This window comes from Mycobacterium malmoense, assembly GCF_019645855.1.
GTDB lineage: Bacteria > Actinomycetota > Actinomycetes > Mycobacteriales > Mycobacteriaceae > Mycobacterium > Mycobacterium malmoense.
Genome location: NZ_CP080999.1, coordinates 832,250 through 851,427, shown reverse-complemented (window position 1 = coordinate 851,427; position 19,178 = coordinate 832,250). Strand labels below are relative to the sequence as shown.

Sequence of the window (19,178 nt, the reverse complement as noted above, 5' to 3'; positions counted from 1 at the left end):
GGTGCCACCGCCGCCTGTCGGTGGGGCGTTCTATGGTGACACCGCAATGGCCCTCCACCTCCACCGCGCCGAGCGCACCGACCTGCTTGCCGACGGGCTCGGCGCGCTGCTGGCCGCCCCGCCGGCCGACCCGTTCGCCGAGGAGCTGGTGCTGGTGCCCGCGCGCGGGGTGGAGCGCTGGCTGAGCCAGCGGCTCTCGCACGTGCTGGGCAGCAAGCCGGGCGACGGCGACGGGGTCTGCGCGGCGGTGGCCTTCCGCACCCCCAGCTCGCTGATCGCCGAGATCACCGGCGCGGCCGACGACGATCCATGGTCGCCGGACGCCCTGGTGTGGCCGCTGTTGGACGTCGTCGACCGCTCGTTGGACGAACCCTGGTGCCGCACGCTGGCAACGCATCTGGGCCACTTCGATACGGGTCCCGAGGCCGAATTGCGGCGCGGCCGGCGCTATTCGGTGGCGCGCCGGCTGGCCGGGCTGTTCGCCTCGTATGCCAGGCAGCGGCCGCGGCTGCTGGCCGACTGGCTGGACGGCAACCCGGGCGACCTCGACACCGACCTGGCCTGGCAGCCGCCGCTCTGGCGCGCGCTGGCGTCCGCCGTCCCCGCCGATCCCCCGCACGTCCGCCACCACAAGACGGTTGCCCGGCTGCGCGAGGGCCCGTCCGACCTGCCGGCGCGGCTGTCGCTGTTCGGGCACACCCGGTTGGCGCGCACCGACGTGGAGCTGCTCGACGCGGTGGCCGCCCACCACGATCTGCACCTGTGGCTGCCGCACCCCAGCGACGAGCTGTGGCGGGCGCTCACCGGCCCGCATGGCGCGGTGGCGCGACGCGACGACACCAGCCGGCACGCCGCCAAACATCCGCTGCTGGAGACCCTGGGCCGCGACCTGCGCGAGCTGCAGCGCGCGCTGCCGGCCACCAGCGCGACCGACGAATTCATCGGCGGCGCAACCAAACCCGACACGCTGCTGGGCCGGCTGCAATCCGATGTCGCCGCCAACGCGGTCGGGCCCAACGGCCGCCGGCTCGCCGACGGCGACCGGTCGGTGCAGGTGCACAGCTGTCACGGCCCGGCGCGGCAGGTCGACGTGCTGCGCGAGGTCCTGCTCGGCCTGCTGGAGGACGACCCGACGCTGGAACCCCGCGACATCGTGGTGATGTGCCCCGACATCGAAACCTACGCGCCGCTGATCGTCGCCGGCTTCGGGCTCGGGGAGACCGCCGGCGATAGCCACCCCGCGCACCGGCTGCGGGTCAGGCTCGCCGACCGCTCCCTGACGCACACCAACCCGCTGCTCGGCGTGGCCGCCGAGCTGCTGGACATCGCGGACGGCCGCGCCACCGCCACCCAGCTGCTCAACCTCGCGCAGGCGGCGCCGGTGCGCGCGCGCTTCGGGTTCACCGACGACGACCTCGACGAGATCACCGACTGGGTGCGGGAAGCCAACATCCGGTGGGGATTCGACAAAGAACATCGCGCGCCGTACGGGCTGGACCACATCGTCCACAACACCTGGCGCTTCGGGCTGGACCGCATCCTCACCGGCGTCGCGATGTCCGAGGACTCGCGGGCCTGGCTGGGCACCGCGCTGCCGCTCGACGACGTCGGCAGCGACCGGGTGGAGCTGGCCGGCCGCCTGGCCGAATACGTCGACCGGCTGCGCCATGTCGCCGAAAGGCTCAGCGGCACGAGGCCGTTGACCGAATGGCTGGACGCCCTGACCGAGGGAGTCGGCCTGCTCACCGAATCGGCGGACGCCTGGCACGAGGCGCAGCTGCACTCCGAATTCGCCGACGTCGTCGAGCAGGCCGGAGGCCGCGCCTCGATGATGCTGCGGCTCCCCGACATACGCGCGTTGCTGTCCGCCCGCCTGGCGGGCCGCCCGACCCGGGCCAATTTCCGCACCGGCACGCTGACCGTGTGCACGATGGTGCCGATGCGTTCGGTGCCGCACCGGGTGGTGTGCCTGGTCGGTCTGGACGACGGGGTGTTCCCGCGCCTCAGCGCCCCCGACGGCGACGACGCGCTGGCCCGAGAGCCGATGACCGGTGAGCGCGACATCCGTTCCGAGGACCGGCAATTGCTGCTCGACGCCGTCTGCGCGGCCACCGAGACGCTGGTGATCACCTACACCGGCGCGGACGAGCACACCGGTCACGAGCGTCCGCCCGCGGTGCCGCTCGCGGAGCTGCTCGACGCGCTGGATCAGACCACGGAATCGCCGGTGCGCGAACGGATCCTGATCAAGCACCCGCTGCAGCCGTTCGACCGCCGCAACGTCGTGCCCGGCGCGCTGGTGCCCGACAAGCCGTTCACGTTCGACCCCACCGCGCTGACCGCGGCCCGGGCCGCCGCCGGCACACGCCGCGCGCCTCGGCCCTTGATCACCGACCCGCTGCCCGCGCCGCATCCCGATGACATCACCCTGGCCGACCTGCTCGACTTCTTCAAGGACCCGGTCAGGGGCTTCTTCCGGGCGCTGGACTACACCCTGCCGTGGGACGTCGACACGGTCTGCGACGCGATGCCCGTCGACATCGACCCCCTGCAGGAGTGGACCGTCGGCGACCGCATGCTGCACGACATGCTGCGCGGCATGGGCGATGACGCGGCGGCCCAGTTCGAGTGGCGCCGCGGCACACTGCCGCCGGACCGGCTGGGCTGGCGCAAGGCAAAGCAGATCCGCGACAGGGCGGGGCGATTGGCGGTCGCCGCCGGACGCCACCGACGAGGGGACTCCACGGCTCACGATGTCGTCATCACCCTCGGTGACGGCCGCCGCGTCACCGGCACGGTCAATCGGGTGTTCGACAACCGCATCGTTGCGGTCACCTACTCGAGGCTTGCGCCCAAACACAAACTGCTGGCCTGGATTTCGCTGGTCACGCTCGGCGCCGCCAGCCCGGGCCGGGACTGGACGGCCGTCTACGTGGGGCGCGGCGCCAAGGACACCATCGAGGAGTGCCGCCTGCGCGCGCCGCCCGATGCGCTGGCCGTCCTCGCCGGCCTGGTGACGCTGTTCGACGCCGGCCGACGGGAGCCGTTGCCGTTGCCGCTGAAGACGTCCTACGCGTGGGCCGAAAGGCGCCACAAGGGCAAGGACCCGGTGGGATACGCGCGCAGCAAGTGGGAGAGCAACAACTTTCACGACGGCGAGGACCGCGAGCCGGCGCACGCCAGGGTGTGGGGATTCAAGGCGCCGTTCGACGTGCTGCTGGCCGCGCCCCGCCCCGGTGAAGAAATGCCCGGCGAAGAAACCCGGCTGGGCGCGCTGGCGGCCCGGCTGTGGTCGCCGGTGCTGGCCGCCGAGGGAAGGCCCGGCTGATGGATCGCTTCGACCTGTTGGGGCCGCTGCCCCGGGAGCGCTCCACCACCGTGCTGGAGGCCAGCGCCGGCACCGGAAAGACGTTCGCGCTGGCCGGACTGGTCACCCGCTATCTCGCCGAGACCGACGTCACGCTCGACGACATGCTGCTGATCACGTTCAACCGCAACGCCAGCCGCGAGCTTCGGGAACGGGTCCGCGGCCAGATCGTCGAGGCGCTGTCCGCGTTGGAGGGCCACGCGCCGGCCCGCAGCGACCTGGTCGAGCATCTGGTGCGCGGCGGCGACGTGGCCATGCGGGCGCGGCTGCGCGACGCGCTGGCCAACTTCGACGCGGCCACCATCGCCACCACCCACGAGTTCTGCGGCCGGGTCCTGAAATCGCTTGGCGTGGCCGGTGATACCGCCGCCGACGTGAGGCTGCAGGAAAGCCTCGACGACCTGGTCACCGAGATCGTCGACGACCTGTACCTCGCCCGCTTCGGGCGCCACGAAGACGACCCGGTGCTGAGCTACCGGCAGGCCCTCGACCTCGCCCGGGCGGTCGTAAACGACCCGTGTGCGCAGCTGCGCCCGGTCAATCCCGACCCGGACGGCGAAGCCGGCGCCCGGCTGCGGTTCGCCGGCGACGTGTGCGCCGAGCTCGATCGGCGCAAGCGGCGGCTACGCATACTCGGCTACGACGACCTGCTCACCCGGCTCGCGAAAGCCCTTGAAGCAGAAGACTCCCCGGCCCGCGACCGGATGCGCCGGCGCTGGCGAATCGTGCTGGTCGACGAGTTCCAGGACACCGACCCCATCCAGTGGCGCGTCCTGGAACGCGCGTTCGCCGGGCACGCGACGCTGATCCTGATCGGCGACCCCAAGCAGGCCATCTACGGGTTCCGCGGCGGCGACATCCACACCTACCTGATGGCCGCTCGCACCGCCGCCGGCCGCTACACGCTGGGGGTCAACTGGCGCAGCGACCGGCCGCTCGTCGACAGCCTGCAAGCGGTGCTGAAGGGCGCGGTGCTGGGCCACCCCGAGATCGTCGTGCACGACATCGACGCCCACCACGACGGGCAGCGGCTGGCCGGGGCGCCGCACAACGCGCCGTTTCGGCTGCGTGTCGTCAAACGCCCCACCCTGGGCCATGGCGCCGTCTCGGGCACCGACAACATCCCGATAGACAAGTTGCGCCGGTACATTCCGTCCGATCTGGCCGCGGACATCGCCGCGCTGCTCGCCGGCGACGCGACCTACGACGGCCGTCCCGTGCGGGCCGGGGACATCGCGGTGATCGTCGAGCAGCACGTCGACGCCCGGGCGTGCCGGGATGCGTTGGCGGCGGCCGGGATTGCGGCCGTCTACACCGGCGACACCGACGTGTTCCGGTCCCAGGCCGCCAAGGACTGGCTGTGCCTGCTGGAGGCCTTCGACGCCCCACAACGCAGCGGGCTGGTCCGCGCCGCCGCGTGCACGATGTTCTTCGGGGAGACCGCGGAAACCCTTGCCGCCGAGGGCGATGCGCTCACCGACCGCGTGGCCGGCACGCTGCGGCAGTGGCTCGACTACGCCCGCGAGCGCGGGATAGCGGCGGTCTTCGAGGCCGCGCAGCGAAACGGCATGGGGCGACGCGTGCTCGCCCAGCACGGCGGCGAGCGGCACATGACCGACCTGGCGCACATCGCCGAGCTGATGTACGAGACCGCGCATCGCGAGCGCTACAGCCCGCCCGCGCTGCGGGATTGGCTGCGCCGCCAGTGCGACAACCGCACCCGTGCGCGCGAGCACAACCGGCGCCTGGACAGCGACGCCGCCGCGGTGCAGATCATGACCGTGTTTGTGGCCAAGGGATTGCAGTTTCCGATCGTGTACCTGCCGTTCGCATTCAATCGCTATGTCCGCAGCGACGACATCCTGCTCTACCACGAGGACGACACCCGCTGCCTCTACATCGGCGGCAAAAACGACAGCCCCGAACGCGAGACGGCCAAACGGCTGAATCTGCTCGAGGACGCCCAAGACAACCTCCGTACCACCTACGTCGCGCTCACCCGGGCGCAATCCCAGGTGGTCGCGTGGTGGGCGCCCACCAAATACGAAGTAAGCGGCGGACTTTCACGCCTGCTGCGCGGCCGCGGCGTCGGCGAGTCGGGGGTGCCGGATCGGTGCGCGCCGGATATCACCGACGAGGACGCCTGGGCGGTGTTCAAACGGTGGGAGGCGGCGGGCGGGCCGTCGGTGGAGGAATCGGTGATCGCCACGCCACCGGCCGGCCACGCGCCCGAACCGCCGCCCGACTTCGCGGTGCGGCATTTCCACCGCGCCATCGACACCGCCTGGCGGCGAACCTCGTATTCCGCGCTGGTGCGTGGCGCGGAAGAGGTGGCGGTCCGGGTGATCAGCGAACCCGAGGTGGGCGTGCGCGACGACGAGGTGGAAGCGGTCGTCGTCGCGGCGCCGGCGCCCGAACATTCGGTCGCGTCACCGCTGGCGGCCATGCCCGCCGGCGCGGCGTTCGGTTCCCTGGTGCACGCGGTGATGGAGACCGCCGATCCCGGTGTCCCCGACCTGCCCGCCGAGCTCGAGCGGCAGGTGCGACGGCACCGCGCGTGGTGGCCGGTCGACGTCGACGCCGCCGAGCTGGCCGCCGCGTTGGTGCCGATGCATGACACACCGCTGGGCCCGCTGGCGGAAGGCGTGACGCTGCGGCGGATCGGCGTGCGGGATCGGCTGCGCGAGTTGGGATTCGAGATCCCGTTGGCCGGGGGTGATCGGCGCGGCCCCGCCCCGCATGTGACGGTGTCCGACGTCGGCGAACTGCTGCGGTTGCACCTGCCCGCCGGCGACCCGCTGGCGCCGTACGCCGACCGCCTGATGTCGGCCGGGTTGGGCGATCAGTCGCTGTGCGGGTATTTGGCCGGGTCGATCGACGCGGTGCTGCGGCTGCCCGGTCAGCGTTACCTGGTCGTCGATTACAAGACCAACCACCTCGGTGACACCGCCGCCGATTACGGCTTCGCGCGCCTGACCGAGGCCATGCTGCACTCCGACTACCCGCTGCAGGCGCTGTTGTATACCGTTGTGCTGCATCGGTTTCTGCGCTGGCGGGTGCCGGGCTACGATCCGGCGCGGCACGTGGGCGGGGTGCTGTACCTGTTCGTGCGGGGCATGTGCGGTGCCGACACTCCGGTCCACGACGGACACCCGGCCGGCGTGTTCGGCTGGAGCCCGCCGGTTGAGCTGGTGGTGGCGCTGTCGGATCTGCTCGACGCGGGGAGGCGGGCGGCATGACGGCGGATGTCGAGGTCTCCCTCACCGGTGTCGGCCTGCTGCGCGCCTTCAACGAGGCCGGCGTGCTGGACGTCTCCGATGTGCATGTGGCGGAACGTGTTTGCGCGCTGGGCGAGGAGCCCGACGAGCGGATGGCGCTCGCGGTGGCGCTGGCGGTGCGCGGGCTGCGCGGGGGGTCGGTGTGCGTGGATCTGGCTGCGGTCTCGGAGGTTGCGAGCGCTGGCGACCTGCCGTGGCCGGAGCTTGAGGCGTGGCTGGTGGCGGTGCGGGCGAGCCCGTTGCTCGGTGGGCTGGCGGTGCTGCATCTATATGACGATCGGCTGCTTTACCTGGACCGGTATTGGCTCGAGGAGACGCAGGTGCGCGACGACGTGCTGGCGCTGCTGGCGTCCGGGCCGGCAGGCGAGTTGCCCGCCTCAGAGCGACTTTTTCCCGCCGAGTATGGGGAGCAGCGCCAGGCCGCCGAAATCGCGCTCTCGCAGGCGGTCACGGTGCTCACGGGCGGACCCGGCACCGGCAAGACGACGACGGTCGCGCGGCTGCTGGCGCTGGCGGCCGAGCAGGCGGAGTCGGCCGGTGGGCCGCGGCCCCGCGTCGCGCTGGCGGCCCCGACCGGCAAGGCGGCCGCGCGGCTGCAGGAGGCGGTGACGCACGAAGTGGCCAAGCTTTCCGCCGCCGACCGGGAGCGACTGGGCGAACTGCGTGCCGTGACGCTGCATCGGTTGCTCGGCCCCAAGCCCGGTACCTCGGCGCGGTTTCGGCATGATCGCGGAAATCGATTGCCGCATAACGTGATCGTGGTCGACGAGACGTCCATGGTGTCGTTGACGCTGATGGCGCGGCTGCTGGAGGCGGTCCGCCCGGACGCCCGGCTGGTGCTGGTCGGCGATGCCGACCAGCTGGCGTCGGTGGAGGCAGGTGCGGTGCTGGCCGACCTCGTGGACGGCCTGTCGGCCCGGGACGACGTGCGGGTGGCGACGCTGCGGACCTCGCACCGGTTCGGGAAGTCGATCGGTGCGCTGGCCGACGCGATCCGCGTCGGCGATGCGGATCGCGCGCTGGCGCTGCTGCGCTCGGGTGACGAACACATCGAGTACCTCGAGTCCGGCGACGGTGACGACTCGGCCCCGCGGTTGCGCTCAATCGTGCTGCCGCACGCGTTGCGGCTGCGCGAAGCCGCCGCGCTGGGCGCCGTCGACGTCGCGCTGTCGACGCTGGACGAGCACCGGTTGCTGTGCGCCCATCGGCGGGGGCCTTTCGGTGTGGCGCACTGGAACGGGTTGGTGCAGAAGTGGATTGCCGAGGAGACGGGCCAGCCGGCGTGGTCGCAGTGGTACGCGGGACGCCCGCTGCTGGTGACGGCGAACGACTACGGGCTGCGCGTCTACAACGGCGACACCGGCGTAACCGTGGCCGGCGCCGAAGGTCTGCGGGCCGTCATCGACACCGCGACCGGACCGCTCGACTTCGCGACCAGCCGCCTCGGTGACGTCGAGACGATGCATGCCATGACGATCCACAAAAGCCAAGGCAGCCAGGCCGACGAGGTGACGGTGCTGCTGCCGCAGGAGGATTCGCGGTTGCTGACGCGGGAGTTGTTCTACACGGCGGTGACGCGGGCGAAGACCAAGGTGCGTGTCGTTGGTTCCGAGGCGTCGGTACGGGCCGCGGTCGGGCGTCGGGCGTTGCGCGCGACGGGGTTACGGCAGCGGCTACAGTGAGCGCGACGGCGTCGAAGGTCACGACCGTCCCCACACTCACTCAGCGTGCTATGAGTGTCCCGCACGATCGCGAGCGCCTGTTTGTGCAGGTCGACCGGGAGGTCGATGGTGGTACGCACGCCCGACTTTTAGCATCGCTGCACCATGATGCGACGATCGCGAGTGCGGTCGCTCAGGCCGATTCGGCACGGCCGATCCGCAGAGCGCCTTTGCATCGAATCGCTTGTTTCTCGACCGGTCGACTTTGGACATGCCGCCAGACTGCAGCTGGCGACGGCCTTACTCGAGAAACGCGTCGGTAGTTGCACTCTCGCGGCTAGGAGGTTGGATGTAGGTGCGAATTGCTATGCGTGATGCAGGAAATCGTCGATCCAGCGCGCAATCTGGCGCATACATTCTGGTTCGACGCTGCCGGCCCGATCGGTGATTCGCGCGTGGCTGATCGTGCGGGGTTGTTCGGTCATCGCCCACGTCGGTCTCGGCAGCCGCAGTCGCGGCCCGGTGAGCCGAACATGGTGCGCCCAATCGCGATCCCGAGTGGTAGCGGGAACGATGATGACAAGTTCGGGCACTGCCGCCAGATAACCGCGGGATGCGACGACGACCGCGGGCCGCGTCCCGCGTTGTTCTCTGCCCACAGTGGGGTCGAGCCGCACCCAGACCACGCTTCCCGGGCTGAGATCGGTCACCGCCCTAGGCCATCGGCGTCTGCAGCGGCCCAGTCTTCGGTTTCTTCACGCCAGCTTTCTAAGTCTTCGTCAGAAGACTCGCGGTAGGCGGCGGCCACCGCCGCTAGGCGTTTGTTGCGTTCATGGGAATCGATCAGTGACTGGAGAAATGCTTGAGCGGTGAGCCCCTCGTCGGCGGCTTCAGCCGCGATCCTGTTCCGCAGTACTTTGGACACCTTGATCGTCGTCACCTCAGCCATGTGTCCAGGATAGCATCAGTATGCCTGATTAGCATACTGAACTGGGATACAGATCGTATGACTAGATAGCGGTCAAGACGATCGCATGCATCATCAACGTGCCGAAGATCGATTCAGTGATGTCTTGCAGCGAGAGGTGCAACAGGCGCTCAGTCGAGTTCACACACGACTTGGAATAGCACCTGCGGTTGACCGAAGCGAACTGGAAAGGCATCTCACGGAATTGGATTCGTCGAGTCAAGGACGATCGTCGGATAATCACGCGCGGTGATTTGCAGGCCTGGGACATGTTGCTGCGCACCACGCCGGAGAGGGGTACCGAATGCAAGGCTGCGGACTCGACGAAGTCGAAACAAGTGATGGCTACGGCTACCGCTATAAGCGGGACGGGACTGTCATCGATGTCACGATTCTGACGGACTCCATCGCCAGCGGTCCTGCGTACGCTTCCAGGCGCATGAGCCTTTAGACGTACCGCCAAAGTGCAACTGGCGATGGCGTTATTCGAGAAACGCCTCGGTAGTTGCGCTCCCGTGGTTGGGGCTTAACGGGTCGGACGCGAAGCGACCCACTGCCGGTTCTACATCGTCGCGATGGGGGAGCAAAGCACACATGGGCCCGAGCCGTCGATTCGCTGTTCGCCGCCACCGCCGATCTCCCGCCCTACACGCGCAACCTCGATGACTTCCGCGGGCTTGACACCGCCTGACCGTCGTCTTCGTCTGGTCCCGACGGGTTCAGCCGAAAGACACCATTGCAGCCGATTTCAGTGCACGGCCGTAGCACGACCGCCCCGCGCGGTGGGGTCAGCACCGTGGTGCGTTGACGGCGTGGTTATCGTGTGGCAGCCACTTGAGATCACCGCCGCATGCGGGGCTCTGGAACCCGATCAGAGGAGACGACGATGCCGGTCACGGTGCTACTTGAACTCAGGCTCAAGCCCGAAGCGGTCCCTGCGGCGCGCGACATCATGCGCAGGGCGCTCCAAGATACCCGGGCGTTCGCCGGCAACCTCGGTACCGACGTGCTCGTCGACCAGGACGACGAAGCGCACTGGATTATCAACGAACTCTGGGAGACGGTCGAGCACGACGAGGCCTACCGAAAATTTCGTGCCGGCGAAGGTCGACTGACGGAGCTCCCTCTGCTGCTCGCCGCGCCTCCGGTCAAGACGAGATACGTCACCACCGACGTCTGACGAGGCTCGGGTTAGGCAACGTCAAACTACTTTGTGCGCGGCTGGATGTCGCCAAGCAGGACACGCGCTACCCACTCGACATGGCCGAGCGATTCCTCCAAAGTCAGTCTGCGGGTGAGCAACCCGATCAGCGAACCAGTCAACACAGCGCTGAGACCGAAAGCCACATGCCGAAGATCTTCCGGCGCAACAACATCGGCGAGACGATCGATAATCTCGGCGTTCGTTCCTATTATATGGTCGATCGCCACTTCCGCCCCCGGCTCGGTGGATACCGCCAGTTGCACCGTCAACGCGCTCATCTCGGGGTCGACCCGAAAGGCGCGCTGTGAACGCCGCAAGTAGTCCAGAATGCCGGACAACCGGTCCTGATCGGGCGGCTCATCGGCGTGGAGGATGGGCCGGATCGCCCGCTGGTGCCAGCTGTCCAGGGCCGCCGCCAACAGGTCCTCTTTGGAACTGAAGTACTTATAGACCGTGGCCAGTGCCACTCCCGATCGCTGAGCCACGTCGCGCATCTGCACCGCCTCGGCACCGCCATCGGCGATCAGGGCTATTACCGCATCGATGATCTTGGCTCGCCGTTTCAGCTGACTGCTGGTCATCTTTGTCAACGGAGCGGATTGGGCCTGGTCGATTTGGGAGCATTCACGTGGTGCATCGTGTGGCAGCGGCGAGTGTGAAGGCGACGCGTTGACAATGCCACCTCCAGCTCGGGCCGACGACCCCGATCGGGATGCTCTGACAAGGTTTACTAATGCGTGCGAGATAATACGCACGACAGGGGTAGAACCACGATTCAATTTTGTCGATGCCGTGGCAGCCCCTGTGTAATCAGGGCCGACATTCATTGTTCGCGTGTAACGCTGCGCTCAAATAACGGCACATGACTCGCCAGCGCTCCGAACAGCGAAAGAATCGCCGTAACAATAAATCACATGGACACCCCAAACTAATCTCACAATTGGAAGCGGAGTTCAAATCCGGCCGAGGCCGCTCCACGGCCGAGTACCGGAGCGCAGAGCGTTGAACTGCGTCTTTGCCAGGAGTCGGACAGGGCAGTGTGCCCCAAATCTTGGGGCCAATCGGCTTGTGGGCCCTTCGACGATCCCGAACGCTCAGCGATTGATGACGAATTGAAACATTATGGACTCGGATGATTGCGTGTTGTCGCAGCTAGCACCGCAAATTACTCTAAGTTAATAGAACAGTGTTTCACTTTGTAGAGGCCGTGGCATCCCGGTGTAATCCTCGCCGCGATTCCTTGTTCGCACGTGATACTGCGCCCGAATAACGGCACACGACTCGTCAATCTCCGACAGCGAAAGAATCGCCGCAATGACAAATTACATGGGTATCCAAAACCTCGACTTGCGATTCAAAGCGTCGGCCCCATTAAACTCTTCGCAATTCAGTCCAGACTTTTATCAACCTGAAGCGCCCACTCGCGGCCTGGAGCTTGGCGGGGTTGTCGGCGGCAGTCTGCGGCTAGCCGCCGACTTGGATCGTGATGGTGCGGCAGCGGCAGGGTTGCGGACGAACTTCTTGATGCTCCAACCGGTTTGGTGTTCGAGGCGGTTGACGGCCAGGGCGGGCAACACGATGGCCAGGCAGCCTTCGATCGATACGTGGGCACAGCAGGGATTGTGACCGCCGCGGCGTGTGCCCGACCGTGGTCACTTGAGAGGCCCGATGACGTGGCGTGCGAGATGATCGAGGCGCTGATCGGGCATGGACGCGAAACATTGCCAACCTACTTTCGCGTGCGCGGCTGTACGTCGCCGAGCAGGACACGTGCGAGCCACTCGACATGGCTTAGCGAAGCCTCCAAAGTCATTCTGCCGGTGAGCAATCCGATAAGCGAGCCGGTCAACGCCGCGCTGAGACCGAAAGCGACGTGCGGAAGCTCCTCCGGCGCAACAACATCGACAAGGCGATTTAAAAACCCAGCGTTCGTCTGTAGCATCTGGTGCATCGCCGCCATCGCCGTGGGCTCGGTGGATATCGTCAAGCGCAGGGCCAACGCGGTCATCTCGGGGTCAACATAAGAGGCGCGCAGGGCGGCCCCTAAGTAGTCCACGATGCTGGACAACAGATCCTGTCCGGTCGTTTCGGCGGCGCCCGCGATGGGCTGGACCACCCGCGTTTGCCAGCCCGCGAGGGCCGCCACCAAGAGGTCCTCTTTGGAGCTGAAGTACTTATAGAGGGTGGCCAGTGCCACTCCCGCCCGCTGGGCCACGTCGCGCATCTGCACCGCATCGGCGCCGGCCTCGCCGATCAGGTCGGTGACCGCATCGATGATCTTGGCTCGCCGTTTCAGTTGACTGCTGGTCATCTCTGCCAAGGGAACGGCGGCGGATTGAGACCGGTCGACTTGTGGGCGTTCACGCGGTGGATCGCGCGAACGCGGGGACGCCGAAAGCGGCATGGCGGCAACGCGCAACCTGCAGCTCCGCCCGACAGTTGCTTGCTGAGATAACCTTAAGGAAGGTTGCGCTGGGTGCTACACACTGAAACATCGTTCTATCATGTTCGGATAAAGCAAACTATTGCAAGCACAAACATACGGATATTGTCGTATGACGTATGAAGTTGGCAAACGTGCCTGGTCATGGACAGTACTTCACGCTGAAAAGTCTCTCGGGAGTCGATGCCACGGGGTCTTCCTGGTGCGGGAAGATCGTTGCAGGCTTGCACGTGCAGCTCGTTCAACGCTGTTCAGACTATATATGTCTGCATTGCAGGAAATTGCCATCGGGGTGCCTGCCCCAGCGGTCCTTGCCATCTATACGAGGCTCTTATTATTTTCACAGCCGATGGTGGCAGCGGTTTCGGCCCTATTGTGGCGCCCGATGCTTTCTGATCCAGCCGCCGCGGCGTGGGTCGTCGCCGGTCGGCCCTCGCTACACGCATCCTCACCGGGCACTGGCCGCTGCGGGCGATGCGGCCAGCACGGCCCGACGGTCAGCAGTGCGCGCATCGTCTCCGAGAAGTTCGCCGGCATTGACGCTTGGCCGTTTGGGTCGCGCCGGTTGTGCATCCCGTGCGCGTGGGCTTTCAGCCGCCAACCCGCCACTCAGCCGGCCCTGCTGATCACCACTGACAGCGTCACCTCCTACATCAACGGCGCCGCTCTGGCTGACGTGTTAATTGCCGGCGAGTTGCCCGCCACGCACGCGGTGGTCTTGCCGACAGCCCGGCGCCGCCACATTTTGCCGACCGCGCGATGGGGTCACCTGGCCACCGACGGTCTGGTCGTGCGCTGGGACGCCGGCGCGGTATCAAAGCTGGCAAATCTCGCCTGGCTGCGGACCACGGTGGGGGCGACCTGGCCTCAGCTGAGCCGCTCGGCACCACCCCCGCGGCTGCTGGCCACCCAACCGCCAGAGCACTCATCGCGGATCATCACCGCATGGTCGCTGCTGGATCGCTGGCGCTGCGTTCCTCCCCTCTGGGCAGCCGCCCGCGTCCTCACCAACACTCCAGCAGCGCAAAACGGCCCGGCCCGTGCGACAGCTAGCCGTGGCACGCCCCGGGCATTACAGGCACCCAATGACCTTGGCTCCCAGTCCAATACGAGTGCGCCAGGCCACGATCCCCAACACCCCCCGTCGACAGGCCAGCTAAGGCCACCGAGCCGCGCCTCCTAGCACGGCACCAAGGAGATCGACGGTGAAAACAGCATGGCGGCCCGTCCAAAGCGAGTCCTGCATATAGGCCATGAGGAACTCCAGCCAAGCCCTTGTCTTTGCGCGCGCGTGCCGAGTCGACCAAAAGTGCTGTAAGGGTCGCCAACTCGGCATAGGGGCGAATGAACTGCGGCTCATGCAGTTTGGGGTTTTCCTACCCCGGCCTTGACGTGGTCACACCCGCCGCACCGTTGGCTGCTGAAGGGTCGACTCCGCGCAGCGCTGAGCGCTGAGCGGTTCAAGTCGTCTGGTAAGAAACCGCTCCTTCGGGTTGGACGCGGTGTCCCATCGCTTTCGTTCTGTAATTTTCGACTTAAAATACCCCGGCGGGCTGCTGAGTTTGCTACCGCATTGCCTGCCAGCTGGTTTCCAGTGGGTTTTCGGGATGTGGCGGTTGCGGGCCATCGAGGCCTGCGCTCAGATCCGCGAGCGTCCATCGAAAGTCACCAGCTCTCAGATTCCTCTCAGGTAGGTTTCTGAAACATCGTTATGGAACGTCGTTCTATCGACTACCGCAGGAAGGCTCGCAGATGAAACGTAAGCAGCACAGCACGAGGCAGGATCGCCGGTCGCCCACCCCGACGACACGCCGCCGCAGCAGCGTGATTGGGCTAGGTACGGCGGCTGGGGCCTTTTTCACTGCTGCAATGACTCCAATGGCGACCGCGCCGACCGCCCACGCCGGCGTACTCGACATGATCATCGACCCGATCATCCAGCCCGTGATCTCGGCCGCCAGCACCGCCGCCCTCGAGGGCATTAACGCAGGCAGCGCTGCCATCGATGGCCTTGGCGCCGGGGCGGTCGCCTTCGACGGCATTACTAGCAGCATCAACACCAGCGCCGCCGCTTTGGATGTCGGCGCGCTGAGCATTCCCGCCTTTGACGGCATCAACAATGGAATCACCGCCAGCGCGGCCGCTCTGGAAGGCCTCAATATCAGCACCGCGGCTGCCGATCTCGGTGGTATTGGCTCCGCGGCTGCGGGTGTGCTGACTAATCCGGCGGCGGCGCAAGATCAGTTCATTTACGGGGCATACGAGACGTTCTACACCACCCTCCACGCGATGGGCGAGTCGTGGATCAACAGCTCGGTCGGTCAAAACGTTGATGGGGTCATTAACGCACCGTTCGTCGACTTGTTCGGCCGCGATCTGATCGGCAACGGCGTCAACGGATTTACCGGCACCAACACCACGTTGTTCGGCCAAACCGGGTACTTCGGCAACCTCGGCGACGGCGGCTTTCTGTTCGGTGATGGTGGCAATGGCGCGGCCGGCACCGCTGCCCACACTGCCGGCTGGGCCGGCGGTAACGCCGGCATGATCGGCGACGGCGGTATCGGCGGACAGGGTTTCGATGTCACCAACGGCGGCGGTGGTACCGGCGGCGCCGGCGGCGACGGAGGCTGGCTATTCGGTAACGGTGGGCTCGGCGGCGACGGCGGTGTAGGTGGTACCGGTATCACCGCTGACAGCGGTGGTACCGGCGGTAGCGGCGGGTACGCTGGCTGGCTGTTCGGCAACGGTGGCAACGGCGGTGAGGGCGGCACCGGCGGTACGGGGGGGACCTTCATCCATAATGGCGGCCGCGGCGGTGCCGGCGGTATCGGTGGTATCGGTGGGATCCTGATCGGCAACGGCGGCGACGGCGGTATGGGTGGCACCGGCGGTGCGCCGGTGAGCACCGGGGCCGCTGGCCTTGGCGGTAGCGGCGGGGCTTTCGGTATCGGAGGGCTCTTCGGCCAGCCGGGCACGGTCGGCCCCAACGGGTCTCCGTACACCCCACCCGCTGACTGATATCTAGCCCCTTCGACGTGATGGCCTCTGCGCGCCACGGCGTGCAGAGGCCATCACGTTTTGCGGCGACCGCGCCCCCCAACCTGAGGTCGCGCCCGCGACACGCCTGGTCAACAGCTCGGTCGTGATCGACCGTGATCACATCGATGCCAGGCGACTCCCGAACGAGTGTTGACCGTCTCTCTGGATGACGACCACGAGGCGCTTGGTAGTAACCGGTGATGCCGATGGAGTGCTACATGGGATGGTGTTCGTCTTCATCATTAGCGTGCACATGAAAATCGACCCGCCTGGTGAGCGCCCGGCGGATCGTGTGCATGGTGGCGGTCGAATCCCTGATCGTCATTAACTGTGACGATTGGTGCCGAAATATGTTGTCCCCAACACGAACTGACCTCTGTCGCAGTCTGGCTGTGGTAGGCAAGACTGGTGGACCATGACCGTCGACTGCAGCTGTGATCGTCGCCCGGACCGCCGAGTTGGTCGAAGACAATCTCGCCGCCGGGACGCTGCGCTGTCCACGATGCGATGGCCGGCTCGCCAAGTGGGGATTCGGACGGCACCGCACGGTCCGCTCGCACGGCACGGCGACGGTGACGCTACAGCCCAGGCGGGTGCGCTGCCTGGCCTGCGAATCCACTCACGTCGCGTTGCCGACGGCGTTTCAGGTGCGCCACGTCGACACCACAGCGGTGATCGGGGATGCGCTGCTGCATAAGGCTAACGGTCTGGGGTATCGACGCATTGCCGCCCGGCTGCACCGGCCCGAATCGACCGTGCGGCGCTGGGCTATGCCGCGCCGCACCCGCGCACCTGCGGTGGATGTTCCAGCGCGGTGTACAGCGACTGATCGAGGTAGCGCCCGACGCCTTAGCTGAGCTCCGATTCGCCGGCAACCAACTTTGTGACACCCTGTCGGTGCTCGGCGCCGCCGCACGCTGGGACCGCCACCGGTTGGGGTTTACCGGTCTGCCGTGGACCATGGTCGGCATCTTTACCCTCGGCAGGCTGCTCGCCCCGCCGGGCTGGCTACGTCATGTCCCCCGGGAACGTCGGCCCCGGGGGTCTCGCTGCGGCGGGCCGCCGCGGTGCAGCGTCAATCTTGGCCCCCAAGCCGTTCGTCGTCACCGGCTACGCAGGATCATGCCGTCATCACAGCAACGACCGCGCCACCTCGCCGAACATCGCGTCACGCTGCTCGCGAACGGCCAAATCTCCGTCATCATTTTCAGCGACGGCATCATCGTCATCGAAAGTGCCGCGCAACAGTGGGGAAACCTGATGCCGTGTCGCCAACCCCGATGAGCGGCCTGCTCGTCGAGGGCGCCGCCCAACAGGTCAGCGTGCGAGGCCGCAGGCGGAAAACAGTTGGCCCCCCTCAGTGAAGGGGGCCAACTGCTGACGTTGTCACCTGCCGCGGTGACGGACTTCCATGGGACTCACGGAATCAAAGCGGTCAATATCATACCGAGGTCCACACCCAACCCTGCGAGGCCGGCAGGGAGTGCGCTCGCAAGGCCGGCGCCCAGCCCCGCGAGGGCGGCAGGGAGCTCGCCCGACAATCCGCTCAGCGCCACGGCAGCGTCGGAGAACGGGCCGGCACCCAGCGCCGCGGCGAGATCGGGTACTGCCAGTCCGGCAGCCGCCGCGCTGCCGCTCGGTCCTTCCCAGCCTATGGACGTCGCCAGCGTCTGGGGCAGGGTCAGCAACAAAAGTGAAGCAATATGACCTGGCTGGAGAATGCCGTCAAAGGTGCCTTCTCCGTACACGCCTGGATAGAGGTTGAGTAGGGCGTTCACCAGATTGGCGGGAGTATCCAGGACGGCGGTAAGTGCCTCCAGCGGGTTCCCGCCGGTTATCCCGTTGAGGACACCTTGAGCGCTATCGCCCACCACCGCGAATAGCCCCTGCGGCAGTTCGACAAGCTGCAGGGCGAGTGACGCCACCGGCGAGCCGATACTCCCGAATGCCGCGTCGGCCAAGTTCGCTAAGTTCTGCGTCTCTTCGACGGGGATAGGAAGCAAGCTCTCCAGTGGCTCGAGGACGCTGAGCGCTCCACTGAAATATATTGAGCTGAGCTGCGAGAACACGCCGGAGAGATTGCCCGCGAACAGATCCTTGGCCGCCATCGCGACCGACCACTGAAGATTACCCACGCCATCCCCTGTGATGAAGTTATACAAACCCTTGGCAACGTCATTGAACGCGAGGCCGTACATGTTGGCGTAGCCGAGCTGATTAGTAATCACCTGCTGCAGGAGCGGGGCCGGGGCCGCCAGCCACTCTTGACTAAGTGTCGATAGATTCGTGGAAGTCTGCTCGAAGACCGACTCCCAGCCGAAGGTGGGGTCGAAGGCAGCAGCAGCCAGATCCTCTGCGGCGGTGAGGTTGATGGCCGGCACCTGGATGTTGGGCACCTCGAAGTGCGGGCGGGGCAGTGTCGCCGGAGTGAGGGCGATCATGCCGGCGCCGGCCATAACGACGCCGGCACTGATGATGGGGCGAGCTGCAGCGGAAAAAGCGGCGGCGGCGCCAGGGCCGACTGCGCTGCTGCGGCGGCGTGTCGTCGGGGTGGGCGACCGGCGATCGTGCTTCATCGTGTGCTGCTTACGTTTCATCTGCGAGCCTTCCTGCGGTAGTCGATAGAACGACGTTCCATAACGATGTTTCAGAAACCTACCTGAGAGGAATCTGAGAGCTGGTGACTTTCGATGGACGCTCGCGGATCTGAGCGCAGGCCTCGATGGCCCGCAACCACCGCATCCCGAAAACCCACTGGAAACCAGCTGGCAGGCAATGCGGTAGCAAACTCAGCAGCCCGCCGGGGTATTTTAAGTCGAAAATTACAGAACGAAAGCGATGGGATACCGCGTCCAACCTGAAGGAGCGGTTTCTTACCAGACGACTTGAACCGTTCGGCGGTGAGCGGAGTTGATCACCGGGCGGTTCTTCCAGCCGGGCGATCCCCCAACGGGGGCATCCACGTGACCGCTGACCGCGCCGCATCAAAACAGGTCAAGTACTGACTGGACACCAGGGCTTCGATCGCCACAATCGCCCAACGACCACAAAGTAGCCACATCGGAGTCACCGCAAGCTCGCGCGCTCGGCTGTCATGATAAGGACGAATCGGCAAATCTAGCCTGCAGCCGCTACCGCGGAGATAGCCGATGAGCGATTACCACCAGTGACGCCAGCAGCTGATCGACGAACTCGGCCCTGACCAGCGCGAAGCGT

11 protein-coding genes and 2 pseudogenes are annotated in these 19,178 nt (G+C 66.6%); 7 read left to right on the top strand and 6 right to left on the bottom strand.

The features are described from left to right. The first annotated feature begins 46 nt into the window (after nt 1-46). From recC to recD, 3 genes are read left to right on the top strand one after another with little or no spacing between them, the layout of a single operon-like run. The gene (gene recC, locus K3U93_RS03960) at nt 47-3,328 is read left to right on the top strand and encodes an exodeoxyribonuclease V subunit gamma (protein WP_083009512.1); all 3,282 of its coding nucleotides are present in this window, start codon (nt 47-49) and stop codon (nt 3,326-3,328) included. Beyond that, nucleotides 3,328-6,606 (top strand): exodeoxyribonuclease V subunit beta, encoded by a 3,279-nt coding sequence (gene recB, locus K3U93_RS03955; RefSeq protein WP_083009301.1) that lies wholly within the window; start codon nt 3,328-3,330, stop codon nt 6,604-6,606. The genes recC and recB overlap by 1 nt, the downstream gene beginning before the upstream one ends. Then, nucleotides 6,603-8,327, top strand: a complete 1,725-nt coding sequence (gene recD / locus K3U93_RS03950) for an exodeoxyribonuclease V subunit alpha (protein ID WP_083009298.1) — start codon at nt 6,603-6,605, stop codon at nt 8,325-8,327. The genes recB and recD overlap by 4 nt, the downstream gene beginning before the upstream one ends. On the opposite strand, the pseudogene K3U93_RS25580 reads toward recD, so the two are convergent. The 3 genes and pseudogenes from K3U93_RS25580 to K3U93_RS03935 all read right to left on the bottom strand — a co-directional run. Continuing rightward, a pseudogene (locus K3U93_RS25580) lies at nt 8,261-8,446 on the bottom strand (hypothetical protein); the annotation flags it as partial. The gene recD and the pseudogene K3U93_RS25580 overlap by 67 nt on opposite strands. A 225-nt stretch (nt 8,447-8,671) precedes the next feature. Next, nucleotides 8,672-9,016, bottom strand: coding sequence for a type II toxin-antitoxin system PemK/MazF family toxin (locus K3U93_RS03940; RefSeq protein ID WP_083009295.1), 345 nt, complete (start codon nt 9,014-9,016; stop codon nt 8,672-8,674). Then, entirely contained in the window at nt 9,013-9,255 is a 243-nt protein-coding gene (locus K3U93_RS03935; protein ID WP_071512902.1) for a hypothetical protein, read from the bottom strand. Before K3U93_RS03935 ends, K3U93_RS03940 begins: the two co-directional genes overlap by 4 nt. Nucleotides 9,256-10,159: 904 nt before the next feature. Here K3U93_RS03935 and K3U93_RS03930 point away from each other — a divergent pair. Continuing rightward, nucleotides 10,160-10,453 carry a putative quinol monooxygenase gene (locus K3U93_RS03930; RefSeq protein ID WP_083009293.1) on the top strand — a complete coding sequence of 98 codons (294 nt, stop codon included), beginning with the start codon at nt 10,160-10,162 and terminating at the stop codon, nt 10,451-10,453. A 26-nt stretch (nt 10,454-10,479) separates the two neighbouring features. Here the strand turns inward: K3U93_RS03930 and K3U93_RS03925 are convergent, their stop codons facing one another. Both K3U93_RS03925 and K3U93_RS03920 read right to left on the bottom strand, forming a co-directional pair. Further along, nucleotides 10,480-11,058: a TetR/AcrR family transcriptional regulator gene (locus K3U93_RS03925; RefSeq protein ID WP_071508754.1), complete on the bottom strand. Its 579-nt coding sequence runs from the start codon at nt 11,056-11,058 to the stop codon at nt 10,480-10,482. A 1,148-nt stretch (nt 11,059-12,206) separates the two neighbouring features. Next, entirely contained in the window at nt 12,207-12,896 is a 690-nt protein-coding gene (locus tag K3U93_RS03920; protein WP_230981576.1) for a TetR/AcrR family transcriptional regulator, read from the bottom strand. Between the two features lie 409 nt (nt 12,897-13,305). Between K3U93_RS03920 and K3U93_RS03915 the strand changes: the two genes are divergently transcribed. The 3 genes and pseudogenes from K3U93_RS03915 to K3U93_RS24690 all read left to right on the top strand — a co-directional run bounded on the left by K3U93_RS03915 (nt 13,306) and on the right by K3U93_RS24690 (nt 16,819). Then, nucleotides 13,306-14,103 carry a hypothetical protein gene (locus K3U93_RS03915; RefSeq protein ID WP_338156883.1) on the top strand — a complete coding sequence of 266 codons (798 nt, stop codon included), beginning with the start codon at nt 13,306-13,308 and terminating at the stop codon, nt 14,101-14,103. Between the two features lie 1,193 nt (nt 14,104-15,296). After that, nucleotides 15,297-15,896 (top strand): annotated as a pseudogene (locus K3U93_RS25575) (PE family protein); the annotation flags it as partial. A gap of 500 nt (nt 15,897-16,396) precedes the next feature. Beyond that, nucleotides 16,397-16,819: a DUF6431 domain-containing protein gene (locus K3U93_RS24690; protein WP_230981575.1), complete on the top strand. Its 423-nt coding sequence runs from the start codon at nt 16,397-16,399 to the stop codon at nt 16,817-16,819. A gap of 561 nt (nt 16,820-17,380) precedes the next feature. Here K3U93_RS24690 and K3U93_RS03900 read toward each other — a convergent pair. Continuing rightward, nucleotides 17,381-18,559 (bottom strand): hypothetical protein, encoded by a 1,179-nt coding sequence (locus K3U93_RS03900; protein ID WP_083009288.1) that lies wholly within the window; start codon nt 18,557-18,559, stop codon nt 17,381-17,383. Nucleotides 18,560-19,178 lie beyond the last annotated feature (619 nt).